We start from the raw sequence: 13,136 nt of genomic DNA, 5'->3' as shown, positions 1-13,136 counted from the left end.
CACTGGGCCCGTGCCCACCGCGCGCATCCTGCTCGTCGAGGACGACCACGAACTGCGCGACCTCCTCGCGCGCGGTCTGCGCCGGCGCGGGTACGAGCTCGTCAGCGCGGCGGACGGTGACTCGGCGCTGCGCAGCGCCGCCGTCGAGGTCCCCGACGCCGTCGTCCTGGACATCGGGCTGCCCGACTCCGACGGTCGTGACGTCTGCCAGGCCTTGCGCAGCCGCGGAATCGACGCCCCCGTCCTGTTCCTGACCGCCCGCGGCGACCTGCACGACCGCCTGTCCGGGTTCGCGGCCGGCGGGGACGACTACCTCGCCAAACCGTTCGCCCTGGACGAGTTGGTGGCTCGGCTCGGCGCGCTGTTGCGACGCCACGTCAACAGCGCTCCGGCGGTCGACGGCGTCCGCATCGATCCCGTCCGTCACTGCCTGGCCCACGACGATCGCGAGGTGGCGCTGTCGCCCATCGAACTCAAGCTGCTGGCACGGCTGCTGGCCGACCCGGGGGCGGTGGTGCGCCGCAGTGAGCTGCGCGCGGCGGCGTGGCCGGCGGGAGCGATCGTCGCGGACAACACCCTGGACCAGTACGTGACGAAACTGCGGCGCAAGCTCGCCGAGGTCGGTGCGCCCGACCGCCTCGCGTCCGCACGGGGCGTCGGGTTCCGGATCGTGCGCGACTGATGGCCTCGCCGACCCTGCGCGGCCGTGTCTCACTGCTCGGAGTCGCCGTCATCGGCGGGTGGCTGTTCCTCGTGGCCGCCGGGTTCGCCGCCGTGCTGTCCCTGCGACTGGATCAGCAGCTCGACGACGCGCTGACCGTGCGGGCCCAGGCCGCGGCGGCCACCGTCGAGATCACGGACGGCCGCATCACCGAGGTGGGCGAGGCGTCCACCGACGCGGCTCTCGACACCGGAATCTGGGTCTTCGAGGGCGCGCGGGCCGTCGAGCGCCCCCGGGCCGGCGCGTCCCTCCAGTCCTGGGCGGCCGCGTTCGCGTCCGCCCCGAAGGCCTTCAGCGACCGCGGCGGCTACCGGTTCCGCGTCTTGCCGCTGCGCGCGGACGGTCGCCGCATCGGCTCCGTCGTGGCCGCGCTGGACCGCGAGCCGTACGAGCGGACGCGCACGACCGCCGTGCTCGGCGCCGTCACGATCGCGGTCCTGCTGCTGGCCGGCATCTACCCGGCGCTGCGCTACGTCGTGGGGCGGGCCCTGCGGCCCGTCGACGCGATGGCACGGCAGGCCGCCGAGTGGGGGACGTCCGAACCCGGCCGCCGCTTCGGCGAGGGGCAGCGGTTCGCGGAACTGCGCTCGCTCGCCGCCGACCTCGACGCGTTGCTCGGACGGCTCGGCGCGAGCCTGCGCCACGAGCGGCACCTGTCGGCCGAGCTCAGCCACGAACTGCGCACGCCGCTGGCCCGGATGCGGATGCAGCTGGACCTGCTCGACGCGCCGCCCGGACTCGACGACGACGTGGCCGCGCTGCGCGCGCACTGCGCCGCGATGGAGCGCATCATCGAATCGCTGCTGACCGCCGCCCGGGCCGACCTCGGCGGCGCGGGTGGGCGCAGTGCCCTCTCCCCCGTCCTCATGGACGTCGCCGCGGGCGCGGCCGACGGCCCGCCGGTGACCGTCGAGCCGACCGGCCTGGTCGTCGGGGTCGACGCCGACGTCGTCGAGCGCATCCTGGCCCCCCTGCGGGACAACGCCGTGCGGCACGCGAGGTCCCGGGTGGTGCTGCGGGCGCGGACCGCTCCCGACGGAGTCGTGGTCGAGGTCGAGAACGACGGGCCGCCGGTCCCGCCCGACGATGCCGACCGCATCTTCGAACCGGGTCACCGCGGCGACGACGGTCGCGGTGGCGCCGGGCTCGGACTGGCGCTCGCGCGCCGCCTGGCCCGGTCGGCGGACGGGGACGTCGTCGTCCGGGCGGGCGTCTCACCCACCGTCTTCGCGGTGACGCTGCCGTCCGGCTGACCCACGCGGTCAGGCACGGTTCAGACCGCGCGCGCCACGGTTCGATCCATGACGCACACCGACGCCCGGCCGCGCACCCGCGTGCTGAACAAGGTCCCCGAGGTCACCGTGTGGTTCTGGGTGATCAAGATTCTGTGCACCACCGTGGGCGAGAGCCTGGCCGACTACATCAACGAGACCCTCGGGTTCGGGCTGACGAACACGACCCTGCTGTTCGGCACCGCCTTCGTCGTCGCGCTCGCGGTCCAGTTCGCCCTACGGCGCTACGTGGCGCCCGCCTACTGGATCGTCGTCGTGCTCGTCAGCGTCGTGGGCACGTTGCTGACCGACAACCTGACGGACGGGCACGACGTGCCGCTGCGGTTGAGCACGACCGTCTTCGCCGTGCTGCTGCTGGCCGTGTTCGGCCTCTGGTACCTGCGCGAACGGACCCTGTCGATCCACTCGATCACCACGCCCGCCCGCGAGGCGTTCTACTGGCTGACCGTGCTCGTCACGTTCGCGCTGGGCACCGCCGCCGGCGACTGGACCCTCGAGCTGACCGGATGGTCGCCCGGCGCCGCGATCGTGCTGCCCGCCGGCCTCATCCTGCTGGTGCTCGCCGCATGGTGGCTCGGGGCCGGAGCGGTGCTCTGTTTCTGGCTGGCCTACGTCCTCACCCGGCCGCTCGGCGCGAACATCGGCGACTACCTCTCCTCACCGAGCCCGGACGGCGGCCTCGGCCTGGGCACCCTCGGCACCAGCCTGCTGTTCCTCGGCGTCATCCTCGCCACGGTCACCTACCTCGCGGTGACCAAGGTCGACCGCACCGAGGTCGACCGCACCGAGGTCGATCACACCGAGGTCGGCGAGGCCGAGCATCCCGGACGCGTCCGCACCTGAGATCGCCCGCACGCCGGGCGCCCCGAACCAGCGGGCGCCGGCCGGACACCCTCCCCCGGCCGGCGTCCGCTGCTGTCCGTCTCGAGCGTCCGACTCAGGCATCCGACCCAGGCATCCGACTCAGGCATCCGACTCAGGCATCCGACTCCGAGCGCACCACGTCGGTGCGCGCGCGCAGCGGCAGGAACACCCAGAACCCCAGGACGGCGGCGGCCACGATCGCGCCGACCGAGAGTCCGGCCGCAGTGCCGAGCACGACGGACGCGATCAGGGTGCTCACCCCGATGACCGCCACACCGAGCAGCCCGATGCCCAGCAGCGTCAGCCGGTGCGCGAGCAGCACGGTCTGCGCGCGGCGGTGCCGCCGGAACAGGCTGCGGTGCACGATGACCGGCGCCTGCAGCATCACGGTGGCGAGGATGGCCGCGGCCGTCGTCACGAGGTAGGTCCCGCGCTCGAGATCGTCCAGCCGGGTGAAGCGCTGCTGGAACGGCAGCGTCAGCAGGAACCCGGTGAGCAGCTGCACGCCCGTCTGCACCACCCGGAGCTCCTGCAGCAGCTCGGCCCAGTGCCGGTCGAGACGCTCGAGCGGCGTCTCGTTCCGGCCGTCCGGCCCGGTGGTCGTCATGGCGCAGGGATACCCACGCCGACGACGAAGGCCCCGGGTCTCCCCGGGGCCTCGCGGTGGCGGGTGTTGGGTTCGAACCAACGTAGGCTGAGCCGGCGGATTTACAGTCCGCTCCCTTTGGCCACTCGGGCAACCCGCCAGGGTGGAGCCGCACGTGTGCGACCGCCACCAGACATTACCGGATGGCTGCGCGGACCGTTTCCTAGGATGGCCGACATGGCAGATCCGTCGTTCGACATCGTCAGCAAGATCGACCGCCAGGAGGTCGACAACGCTCTCAACCAGGCCGCCAAGGAACTCGGCACGCGGTTCGACTTCCGGGGCGTGAACGCCAGCGTCGAGTGGTCCGGCGAGCTCGGCGTCACGATCAAGGCCGACACCGAGGAGCGCTGCAAGGCCGCGCTCGAGGTGTTCAAGGAGAAGCTCGTCAAGCGCGACATCTCGATGAAGGCGTTCGACGCCGGCGAGCCGAAGTCGTCCGGCAAGATCTACGTGATCAGCGGGACGATGCGCCAGGGCATCGACCGCGACCACGCCCGGCAGATCGTCAAGCTCATCAAGGACGAGGGCCCCAAGGGCGTGCAGGCCGCCATCCAGGACGAGCAGGTGCGCGTCTCGGGCAAGAAGCGGGACGCCCTGCAGGAGGTGCAGGCGCTGCTGCGCGCCGCCGACCTCGACGTGCCGCTGCAGTTCACCAACTACCGGTAGTCAGCGCTTCGGCTCCCACCGCGCGCCGTCCGGGGTGTCGATCACGGTGACACCCAGGCCACCGAGCTCGTCGCGGATCCGGTCGGCCGCGGCGAAGTCCTTGGCGCTGCGCGCGGCGGCGCGCTCGGCGAGCAGCTGCTCGACCCGCGCGACGTCGACGTCACCGGCGTCACCGGCGGCGAGACGGTCGAGCTCGGCGACATCGAGGTCGCCGAGCCGCAGCCCGGTGAGCCGGTCGGCCACCGCGAACACCACGCGCAGGTCGTCCGCAGGAAGGGCGTCGTCGCGCAGCACCGTGTTGAGCTCGGCGATGATGCGCGCGGTGTTGAGATCGTCCGAGATGGCGGCGTCGATCGCGTCGAGCACGGCCCGTCCGGCATCCGACGACAGCGCCGCGGCGGCGGCGTCGTAGGTCGACAGCTGCGGCAGCGGACGCAGGTCGGCGGCGCGCAGCAGCAGGCGTCGGTAGGCCGCGGCGGCGCCCGCCATCGCCTCGAGGGTGAAGTCGAGCTGCGTGCGGTAATGCGCGGTGCTGAGCAGATAGCGGTACGCCATCGGGTGGAAGCCCTGCTCGACGAGGTCGTTCAGGACCTTCGCGCTGCCCGCCGACTTCGAGATCTTCGCCGAGTCGAGCAGCACCCACTCGTTGTGCAGCCACATCGGCACCCAGTCGCGGCCGTCGTCGAGGTATGCCTCGCTCTGCGCGATCTCGTTGACGTGGTGGATCTCGCGGTGGTCGACGCCGCCGGTGTGGATGTCGAAGTGCTCGCCGAGCAGTTCCATGCCCATGACCGAGCACTCGAGGTGCCACCCGGGCACGCCGGGGCCCCACGGGGAGTCCCAGTGCACGAGGCGCTTCGCATCGCCGCGCTCGGCCCGCCAGACGGCGAAGTCCTGCGGCTGGCGCTTGCCGGGGATGGCCTCGAGCCGGGAGACGTTGTCGTCGTTGTTCGGGTCGCGCAGCGCGAGACGGCCGTACCCGGGCGACTTCGCGGTGTCGAAGTAGACGCCGGAGTCGAGCTGGTAGAGCACGCCCTTCTGCTCGAGCACCGTCGCGAACTCGATCATCTGCGGCACGTAGTCGGACGCGCGCGGGCTGTGGGTGTGCGGCAGCACGTTGAGCGCCGCGATGTCGTCGAAGAACAGCTGCGTGTACTTGCGGGTGACGTCCCAGACGGACAGCTGCTGCGCCCGCGCGGTGACCTCGACCTTGTCCTCCCCCGCGTCGCCGTCGCCGACGGCGTGACCGACGTCGGTGATGTTGACGACCTGGTCGACCGCGTAGCCCTTCCACTCGAGCATGCGCCGCAACGTGTCACTGAAGACGTAGGGCCGCATGTTGCCCAGGTGCGGGGCGGCGTAGGCGGTGATGCCGCAGGTGTAGAGCCGCACGACACCCGGCTCGCGGGTGGTGAGCTCCTGCTGCTCACGTCCCAGCGAGTTGAACAGGCGGGGTCGCAGACCCTGGACCATCGCTTTCCTTCCCGAGAGGTCAGTCGAGCCGGACGCCGAGCTGGCCGGCCATGTCGCGCAGGGCGGGGCCGGCGACATCGCCGTCGCCGGCGTGGGCCAGCACCGCGTCGACGGCCTCGCCGAGCACGGCCACCGCGCCCGGCACGTCGAGGTCGTCGTCGAGCCGCTGCTCGAAACGCTCGACGAACGGCGTGAGGTCGGGGCCCGGACGGGCGGCCGCGTCGGACAGCCGTCCGAACAGCTGCGCGGCGGGAGCGAGGTGCTCGTCGAACCACTCGCTGCCGTGGCGGTGGTGGTAGTGCGCGAGGACGGCCAGCCGGATCACCCGCGGGTCGTGCTCGCGCAGCAGGTCGCGGGCGAGCACCACGTTGCCGAGCGACTTGGACATCTTCTCGCCCTGGTAGGCCAACGGGGCGCCGTGCATCCAGACGTCGACGGTCGAGCCGCCGGGCAGGGCCGCGTTCTGCGCCCGCTCGCTCTCGTGGTGCGGGAAGATCAGGTCGTCCCCGCCGCCGTGGATGTGGATGTGGTCGCCCATCGTGGCGCGACTCATCACCGAGCAGCCGATGTGCCAGCCGGGGCGGCCCCGTCCGAGCACGGTGTCGTAGTCGGGTTCGCCGTCACGCGCGGGTTGCCAGAGCACGAAGTCGAGCGGGTCACGCTTGCCCTCGCGCTCGGGGTCGCCGCCGCGCTCGCCCGACAGTTCCTGCATCGTGGCGCGGTCGTAGCGGCTGAAGCTGCCGTAGTCGGCGTCCCGGGACACGTCGAAGTAGATGTGCTCGCCCAGCCGGTAGGCCCGTCCGTCGCGCAGCAGTTCGTCGACCGCCTCGGACATCTGCGTGACGTACGCCGACGCCGTCGGCTCGTCGTCGACCCCGAGGTCGAGCGCCGCGGTGTCCTTGGCCATCTGGTCGATCTCGCGGTTCACGAGGTCCCAATAGGGGATGCCCAGCGACTGCGCCTTCGGCAGCAGCGGGTCGTCGACGTCGGTGATGTTGCGGACCATGCGGACGGCGCGGCCCTGGTGCCGCAGCCGACGCGCGAGCACGTCGTAGGTCATGAGCAGCGCCACGTGACCCATGTGCATGGAGTCGTAGGGGGTGATGCCGCAGACGTAGATGTCGACGGTGGGCACGTCGGGCACCGCGACCTGCTGTCGGCTCGCCGTGTCGTACACCGTCGTGGTCACCGTCGTCACGACCCCGATTCTGCCCGAGAGCCTCCGGGCCGCTCGACCTACCGCTGGAAGCGGGGGTCGCTGCCCGCCAGCCGTTCGAGCCGGGCGATCCGCTCGGCCATGGGCGGGTGGGTGGCGAAGAGGGTGCGGGCGCCGCCGAACGGGTTGGCGATCATGAGGTGGCTGCTGGTCTGCAGGCGCGGCGTCGCCGGGAGCGGCAGCTGTCGGGTACCGGCGTCGAGTTTGCGCAGCGCCGACGCGAGCGCCAGCGGGTCGGCGGTGAGTTCGGCACCCGAGGCGTCGGCCTGGAACTCCCGGGACCGGCTGATGGACAGCTGGATCATGGTGGCCGCGAGCGGACCGAAGAACACCATCAGCAGGGCGGCCAGCGGGTTGCGGTCGCGGTCGCCGCCGGGCGTGAAGAACAGCGCGAACTGGGCGATCATCGTGACGCCGGCCGCGAGCGCCCCCGCCACCGACGAGATGAGGATGTCGCGGTTGTAGACGTGCGACAGCTCGTGGCCGAGCACGGCGCGCAGTTCGCGCTCGTCGAGCACCCGCAGGATGCCCTGGGTCGCGCAGACCGCGGCGTGCCGCGGGTTGCGGCCGGTCGCGAAGGCGTTCGGCTGCGCCGTCGGCGAGACGTACAGGCGCGGCATCGGCTGCCGCGCGTTCGTCGCGAGCTCGCGGACGATGCGGTACATCGCCGGCTGCTCCGCCTCACCGACCGGACGGGCCCCCATCGACCGCAGCGCGATGCGGTCGGAGTTGACGTAGCTGTAGGCGTTGATGCCGAGCGCGAGCAGGAAGCCGACCAGCAGCCCGCCCCGTCCGGCGACGAGACCGCCACCGACGACGAGCACGGCCCCGAGCAGCCCGAACAACACGGCTGTTCTGAGGTTGTTGCGCACGCCGGGCATACCGGTGCAACGCACGGGACCCGATGTGGCGTTCCCGGCACTGCCCGCTCAGGGCGCGCGCGATCGCGCCGGCTCTGCCACGATCACGGTGTGTCCGCGATAGATCATCTCGTCCACGCCAACAGCCTGTACACCCGCACCTTCCCGGGGCCCCGTCCGCTGCGGCCGAAGCTGCGACTGGCCGTGGTGACCTGCATGGACTCGCGTCTCGACCTGTTCGGTGCGCTGGGCCTCGACATCGGCGACGCCCACCTCATGCGCAATGCGGGCGGCATCCCGACCGACGACGTGCTGCGCTCGCTCGCGATCAGCCAGCGCGCACTCGGCACCCGCGAGGTCGTGCTCATCCACCACACCGAGTGCGGCATGAAGGGCTTCGACGACGACGCGTTCCGCGCCGAGCTCGAGGCCGAGAGCGGTGTCGCGCCGCCGTGGCGGGTCCCCGGTTTCGAGGACGTGCAGGAGGACACCCGCCGCGCGGTGCAGACCGTGCGCGACTGTCCCTGGCTGCCGCACCGTGACTCCGTCCGCGGCTTCGTCTTCGACGTCGCGAGCGCGCAGATCGTCGAGGTCTCCTGAGACGACCGGCCTGCCCGTCGTCGGGACGACCGGTTAAAGCACCCCGCCCGCGGCCAGGACTGCCGCGGGCGGAGTAGTACGGGAGGCGGATCAGGCCGCGGCCGCGACCTGCCACCGGAACGACGCCATGAGCGACTCGACGCGGCGGCCGAGCTCCTCGGCCTGGTCGTCCGCGACCACGAACTCGGCGAGCAGCGCGAGCTGCTGATTCGGGGCCGGCATCACGAAGCGGCGGGTCGAGGTCGAGGTGTGCTCGTCGACCAGCTCGTGCGCGGGCGCACCCGGCACCAGCGGGCGCAGGTCGAGCTCCTCGTCGATGATGCCGACGGTCAGCGCGCCGGTGGCCTCGCGGATGTCGTCCTCGACCACCATGGTCGACAGCACGGCCAGCAGCGGCGCGCCGGCGACGTCTTCGGGAAGACCGGCCTCGGTGGGGCTCACGACGATCCAGTCGCGGCAGTCCATCTCGAACGCGGGAAGAACGAGATCGGGCATGGCGGCCTCCAGAGGACCGTGGGGCTTTAGTGGACGATGAGCTTCGTGCGCAAGGACTTTGTACCCGCGGTTTGCGGCGTGCTCACGCTGTCGACCTTTCGGACAGTTCCGCCGGGACCGCCCGCGCGACGGCCGGGTCGGTGAGCGATGACACCCGCAGGTCTTCCCTGGGTTTCCGTAGGATGAGTAGGTTGCGACAACGGCGTTTCCGTCTCGGAATACGGAACGCCATCTCGGACGCCGTGGAGGCGCACACCGCATGGCCGACAACACGAAGCACGTCGAGCAGCTCGACCAGGTCGTCATCCGTATCGCCGGTGACTCCGGCGACGGCATGCAGCTGACCGGTGACCGGTTCACGCAGGAGACCGCCGTCTTCGGCAACGACCTGGCCACCTTCCCGAATTTCCCGGCCGAGATCCGCGCTCCGCAGGGCACCCTCGCCGGCGTCTCGTCCTTCCAGCTGCACTTCGCCGATCACGACGTGCTGACGCCGGGCGACCGTCCCGACGTGCTCGTGGCGATGAACCCCGCGGCGCTGAAGGCGAACCTCGGTGACATGCCGAAGGGCTCGACGCTCATCGTCGACACGCGGGACTTCCAGCCCCGTCCGCTCGCGCGGGTCGGGTGGTCGTCCAACCCGCTCGAGGACGGCACGCTCGAGGGCTACAACCTGCACGCGTTCGACCTCACGCAGCTGACGCTCGACGCCCTCGAGGGCACCGAGCTGTCGCGCAAGGACGCGGGCCGCTCGAAGAACATGTTCGCGCTGGGCCTGCTGTCCTGGATGTACTCGCGTCCGGTCGAGGGCACGCTCGCGTTCATCACCAAGAAGTTCGCGGCCAAGCCCGAGATCGCGGCCGCCAACACGGCCGCGTTCAAGGCGGGTTGGAACTTCGGCGAGACCACCGAGGCCTTCGGTGTCTCCTACGAGGTGAAGCCGGCGGCCGCGCCCGCGGGCACCTACCGCAACATCTCGGGCAACCTCGCCCTGGCCTACGGCCTGGTCGCGGCGTCGCAGCGTTCGGGGCTGCCGCTGTTCCTGGGCGCGTACCCGATCACGCCGGCGTCCGACATCCTGCACGAGCTGAGCAAGCACAAGCGCTTCGGCGTGCGCACCTTCCAGGCCGAGGACGAGATCGCGGGCATCGGCTCGGCGCTGGGCGCGGCCTTCGGCGGCGCGCTGGCGGTCACGACCTCGTCCGGCCCGGGCATCGCGCTCAAGGGCGAGACGATCGGCCTGGCCGTGTCGCTGGAACTGCCGCTGGTGATCGTCGACATCCAGCGCGGCGGCCCGTCCACCGGCCTGCCCACCAAGACCGAGCAGTCGGACCTGCTGCTGGCGATGTACGGCCGCAACGGTGAGGCACCGGTGCCGGTCGTCGCGTCCCGCTCACCGGGCGACTGCTTCGACGCCGCGCTCGAGGCGGCGCGCATTGCGCTCACCTACCGCACCCCGGTGTTCCTGCTGTCGGACGGCTACATCGCCAACGGCTCCGAGCCGTGGCCCGTCCCGTCGGTCGAGGACCTGCCCGACCTGCACACCGAGTTCGCGACCGAGCCCAACGGCGAGGACGGCTCTGGCAACCCGGAGTACCTGCCCTACCTGCGCGACCCCGAGACCCTCGCCCGGCCGTGGGCCGTTCCCGGCACCAAGGGTCTCGAGCACCGCATCGGCGGCATCGAGAAGGCCGACCGCACCGGCAACATCAGCTACGACCCCGACAACCACGACTTCATGGTCCGCACCCGGCAGGCCAAGGTCGACGGCATCGCCCGCACGCTGCCCCCGCTCGAGGTCGACGACCCGTCCGGCGACGCGAAGGTGCTGGTGCTGGGCTGGGGGTCCACCTACGGACCGATCGGCGCCGCCTGCCGGCAGGTCCGCACGGCCGGCGCGTCGGTGGCGCAGGTGCACCTGCGCCACCTCAACCCGCTGCCGGCCGATCTCGGCGACGTGCTCGCGCGCTACGAGAAGGTCGTCATCCCCGAGATGAACCTGGGCCAGCTGGCCATGATCATCCGCTCGAAGTACCTCGTCGACGCGCTCAGCGTCACCCAGGTGCGCGGCCTGCCGTTCAAGGCCGAGGAGCTCGCCGACATGCTGCAGGGAGTGATCTCGCATGACTGACACCGCCTCGACGGGACCCCGCGATCTGGGTCTCAAGGCCAAGGACTTCAAGTCCGACCAGGAGGTGCGCTGGTGCCCGGGCTGCGGTGACTACGCAATCCTGGCCGCCGTGCAGGGCTTCATGCCCGAGCTGAACATCCCGCGCGAGAACATCGTGTTCGTCAGCGGCATCGGCTGCTCCAGCCGGTTCCCGTACTACATGAACACGTTCGGCATGCACTCCATCCACGGCCGCGCCCCGGCCATCGCGACCGGCCTGTCGACCACCCGCACCGACCTGTCCGTGTGGGTCGTCACCGGTGACGGCGACGCCCTGTCGATCGGCGGCAACCACCTCATCCACGCGCTGCGCCGCAACGTGAACCTCAAGATCCTGCTGTTCAACAACCGCATCTACGGCCTGACCAAGGGCCAGTACTCCCCGGCGTCCGAGGTCGGCAAGATCACGAAGTCGTCGCCGATGGGCTCCATCGACAACCCGTTCAACCCGATCTCGGTCGCCCTCGGCGCCGAGGCCACCTTCGTCGGACGCTCGCTCGACAGCGACCGCAAGCACCTGCAGTCGGTGCTGCGCGCCGCCGCCGAGCACCAGGGCACCGCGCTGGTCGAGATCTACCAGAACTGCAACATCTTCAACGACGGCGCGTTCGACGCCCTCAAGGACGCCGAGACGAAAGACGACTGGACGATCCGCCTCGAGCACGGTCAGCCGCTGCGCTTCGGGGTCGACGGGTCGAAGGCGGTCGTCCGCGACGAGCGCGGCAACCTCACGATCGAGGAGGGTGTCGCCGAGGGCGACCCGCGCGTGGTCACCCACGACGCGCACGACGAGAACCCCGCCTACGCGTTCGCGCTGTCGCGGTTGCAGTCGATCGACCCTCGCTACGCCCCGATGGGCGTGTTCCGTTCGGTCGAGAAGCCGACCTACGACGCCGCGATGGCCGCGCAGCTCGAGACCGCGTCCGCCAAGGCACCCGGTGACGACGCCGCGCTGCAGCAGCTGCTGCTGGGCTCCGACACCTGGCAGGTCAGCTGAGCGTCGGCGGCGCTGCCGGCACGTTGGGCGGACGGTACGTCCCGTCCGCGGCACGTCGCTGCTCGACCGACGGCGACACCGACTCGGTCTCCGGTGACGTCGCGTCGACCGGGCGCACGTAGGGCCGGGTGAGCCGGTAGAAGCCGGTGTACGACTCGTGCCGCTGCGCGAGCGCGTCCGGTTGCATCGGCATACCCGAACCGTCGAGCCACGTGCCGGCGTCGAGCACCGCCTGGTCGACGGTCAGACCGTGCTCGCGGCACTTGCCCACCATCCACGCCAGGGTCAGGTCGGCGAGGCCAGTCTCGGGGTACCCGCCGCCGACGTCGCTGTGCACGCCCGCGAACCAGACCTGCTCGACCACCTGGTCGGCGTCCGGCGTCGTCCGCCAGATCGTCGGACGGAACGGGCGGCGGCGCTCGTCGACGGCGAGGGCGTGGAAACCGGCCCGGACGGTCGAGCTCAGCGCGGTGTCGTGGAACCGGGTGCGGCGGTTCAGGAAGCTGAGCAGGTGGCCGGGCACGCCGAGCGCACCGACGGTGTCCCAGACCCCCACGAAGCGGACCCGGATCTCGTGCGAGTACTTCTCCCGGAACGCCGTCGCCTCCGGGCTCGACGGGTGCTTGTCGCGGCTGCGGTAGAGCGCGTACGCCTCGCGGAGCCGGTCGGCCTGGTCGATGCGCAGCACCCCGCAGTTGCGCACGAACCCGGCCGTGCTGCGGGCCGTGAACGCGCCGCGGCTGAAGCCGAAGACGTACACCTCGTCGCCCGGCTCGTAGGTGTGGACGAGGAACGTGTAGGCCTCGCGGACGTTGCGGGCGAGACCGAACCCGAAGATGCCACCGCGCAGCCGCTCGCCGCGGGTGGTGCCGACACCGCGCTGGTACAGCGTCCGCTGGGTGACACCGTCCGTCCCGACGGCAGCGACGGCCGACGCCAGCTTGACCACGTTGGTGGGCGAGCGCTGGTCGGGGCGGTTCCAGGTGCCGTCGCAGCAGACGACCAGACGCTTCATGACCCCCGACCTCCCGGCTGAGACGTGGCGCGATCCTCCCGCCCCCGGTGGCCGATCGGCAACGACCGTCCGGGCGCAGGGACGGGCACCCGTTGCGGCCCCGCACGGCGCCGGCCGT

Annotated in this window: 13 protein-coding genes and 1 tRNA gene; 7 read left to right on the top strand and 7 right to left on the bottom strand. The window is 71.4% G+C overall.

Annotated features, from left to right (window positions below):
- Positions 1–10: 10 nt before the first annotated feature.
- The 3 genes from ACYVP9_RS19865 to ACYVP9_RS19855 are packed head-to-tail and all read left to right on the top strand — an operon-like array spanning position 11 to position 2,856.
- Entirely contained in the window at positions 11–682 is a 672-nt protein-coding gene (locus ACYVP9_RS19865) for a response regulator transcription factor (protein ID WP_460606690.1), read from the top strand.
- Complete coding sequence (locus ACYVP9_RS19860; RefSeq protein WP_460606689.1) at positions 682–1,974, top strand: sensor histidine kinase; 1,293 nt, start codon at positions 682–684, stop codon at positions 1,972–1,974. Before ACYVP9_RS19865 ends, ACYVP9_RS19860 begins: the two co-directional genes overlap by 1 nt.
- A gap of 48 nt (positions 1,975–2,022) precedes the next feature.
- On the top strand, positions 2,023–2,856 hold the full coding sequence (locus tag ACYVP9_RS19855) for a COG4705 family protein (protein WP_460606688.1): 834 nt from the start codon (positions 2,023–2,025) through the stop codon (positions 2,854–2,856).
- A gap of 133 nt (positions 2,857–2,989) precedes the next feature.
- On the opposite strand, the gene ACYVP9_RS19850 is transcribed toward ACYVP9_RS19855, so the two are convergent.
- The gene (locus ACYVP9_RS19850; protein ID WP_460606687.1) at positions 2,990–3,484 is read right to left on the bottom strand and encodes a DUF6328 family protein; all 495 of its coding nucleotides are present in this window, start codon (positions 3,482–3,484) and stop codon (positions 2,990–2,992) included.
- A gap of 57 nt (positions 3,485–3,541) precedes the next feature.
- Positions 3,542–3,623: transfer RNA gene (locus ACYVP9_RS19845), tRNA-Tyr, on the bottom strand.
- A 77-nt stretch (positions 3,624–3,700) separates the two neighbouring features.
- Here ACYVP9_RS19845 and ACYVP9_RS19840 point away from each other — a divergent pair.
- A complete protein-coding gene (locus ACYVP9_RS19840; protein ID WP_460606686.1) occupies positions 3,701–4,192 on the top strand; it encodes a YajQ family nucleotide-binding protein in 492 nt (163 codons plus the stop codon).
- Here ACYVP9_RS19840 and cysS read toward each other — a convergent pair whose 3' ends face one another.
- Genes cysS through htpX form a run of 3 tightly spaced genes read right to left on the bottom strand, consistent with a single transcriptional unit; the run spans position 4,193 to position 7,762 of the window.
- Positions 4,193–5,665, bottom strand: coding sequence for a cysteine--tRNA ligase (gene cysS, locus ACYVP9_RS19835; RefSeq protein WP_460606685.1), 1,473 nt, complete (start codon positions 5,663–5,665; stop codon positions 4,193–4,195).
- 19 nt (positions 5,666–5,684) lie between these two features.
- On the bottom strand, positions 5,685–6,863 hold the full coding sequence (locus ACYVP9_RS19830; RefSeq protein ID WP_460606684.1) for a cysteine--tRNA ligase: 1,179 nt from the start codon (positions 6,861–6,863) through the stop codon (positions 5,685–5,687).
- A gap of 38 nt (positions 6,864–6,901) precedes the next feature.
- The gene (htpX, locus tag ACYVP9_RS19825) at positions 6,902–7,762 is read right to left on the bottom strand and encodes a M48 family metallopeptidase (protein WP_460606942.1); all 861 of its coding nucleotides are present in this window, start codon (positions 7,760–7,762) and stop codon (positions 6,902–6,904) included.
- Positions 7,763–7,852: 90 nt separating this feature from the next.
- Between htpX and ACYVP9_RS19820 the strand changes: the two genes are divergently transcribed.
- A complete protein-coding gene (locus ACYVP9_RS19820; protein ID WP_460606683.1) occupies positions 7,853–8,341 on the top strand; it encodes a beta-class carbonic anhydrase in 489 nt (162 codons plus the stop codon).
- Positions 8,342–8,431: 90 nt separating this feature from the next.
- Here ACYVP9_RS19820 and ACYVP9_RS19815 read toward each other — a convergent pair whose 3' ends face one another.
- Positions 8,432–8,836 carry a hypothetical protein gene (locus ACYVP9_RS19815; protein ID WP_460606682.1) on the bottom strand — a complete coding sequence of 135 codons (405 nt, stop codon included), beginning with the start codon at positions 8,834–8,836 and terminating at the stop codon, positions 8,432–8,434.
- Between the two features lie 259 nt (positions 8,837–9,095).
- Here ACYVP9_RS19815 and ACYVP9_RS19810 point away from each other — a divergent pair, with 259 nt between their 5' ends.
- Positions 9,096–10,967, top strand: coding sequence for a 2-oxoacid:acceptor oxidoreductase subunit alpha (locus ACYVP9_RS19810; RefSeq protein ID WP_460606681.1), 1,872 nt, complete (start codon positions 9,096–9,098; stop codon positions 10,965–10,967).
- Complete coding sequence (locus ACYVP9_RS19805) at positions 10,960–12,003, top strand: 2-oxoacid:ferredoxin oxidoreductase subunit beta (protein WP_460606680.1); 1,044 nt, start codon at positions 10,960–10,962, stop codon at positions 12,001–12,003. The genes ACYVP9_RS19810 and ACYVP9_RS19805 overlap by 8 nt, the downstream gene beginning before the upstream one ends.
- On the opposite strand, the gene ACYVP9_RS19800 is transcribed toward ACYVP9_RS19805, so the two are convergent.
- Positions 11,996–13,018: a DUF2235 domain-containing protein gene (locus tag ACYVP9_RS19800; protein ID WP_460606679.1), complete on the bottom strand. Its 1,023-nt coding sequence runs from the start codon at positions 13,016–13,018 to the stop codon at positions 11,996–11,998. The genes ACYVP9_RS19805 and ACYVP9_RS19800 overlap by 8 nt on opposite strands.
- Between the last annotated feature and the right edge of the window lie 118 nt (positions 13,019–13,136).

The organism is Jatrophihabitans fulvus (genome assembly GCF_054781375.1).
This window is presented reverse-complemented; position numbering and strand designations above follow the sequence as displayed.

Excerpts from the sequence above, each read along its gene's own strand:
- ACYVP9_RS19860 (WP_460606689.1), top strand. The coding sequence starts at position 682 with ATGGCCTCGCCGACCCTGCGCGGCCGTGTCTCACTGCTCGGAGTCGCC.
- ACYVP9_RS19805 (WP_460606680.1), top strand. The coding sequence starts at position 10,960 with ATGACTGACACCGCCTCGACGGGACCCCGCGATCTGGGTCTCAAGGCC.
- ACYVP9_RS19815 (WP_460606682.1), bottom strand. The coding sequence starts at position 8,836 with ATGCCCGATCTCGTTCTTCCCGCGTTCGAGATGGACTGCCGCGACTGG.
- ACYVP9_RS19850 (WP_460606687.1), bottom strand. The coding sequence starts at position 3,484 with ATGACGACCACCGGGCCGGACGGCCGGAACGAGACGCCGCTCGAGCGT.
- cysS (WP_460606685.1), bottom strand. The coding sequence starts at position 5,665 with ATGGTCCAGGGTCTGCGACCCCGCCTGTTCAACTCGCTGGGACGTGAG.
- ACYVP9_RS19800 (WP_460606679.1), bottom strand. The coding sequence starts at position 13,018 with ATGAAGCGTCTGGTCGTCTGCTGCGACGGCACCTGGAACCGCCCCGAC.
- ACYVP9_RS19855 (WP_460606688.1), top strand. The coding sequence starts at position 2,023 with ATGACGCACACCGACGCCCGGCCGCGCACCCGCGTGCTGAACAAGGTC.
- htpX (WP_460606942.1), bottom strand. The coding sequence starts at position 7,762 with ATGCCCGGCGTGCGCAACAACCTCAGAACAGCCGTGTTGTTCGGGCTG.
- ACYVP9_RS19840 (WP_460606686.1), top strand. The coding sequence starts at position 3,701 with ATGGCAGATCCGTCGTTCGACATCGTCAGCAAGATCGACCGCCAGGAG.
- ACYVP9_RS19810 (WP_460606681.1), top strand. The coding sequence starts at position 9,096 with ATGGCCGACAACACGAAGCACGTCGAGCAGCTCGACCAGGTCGTCATC.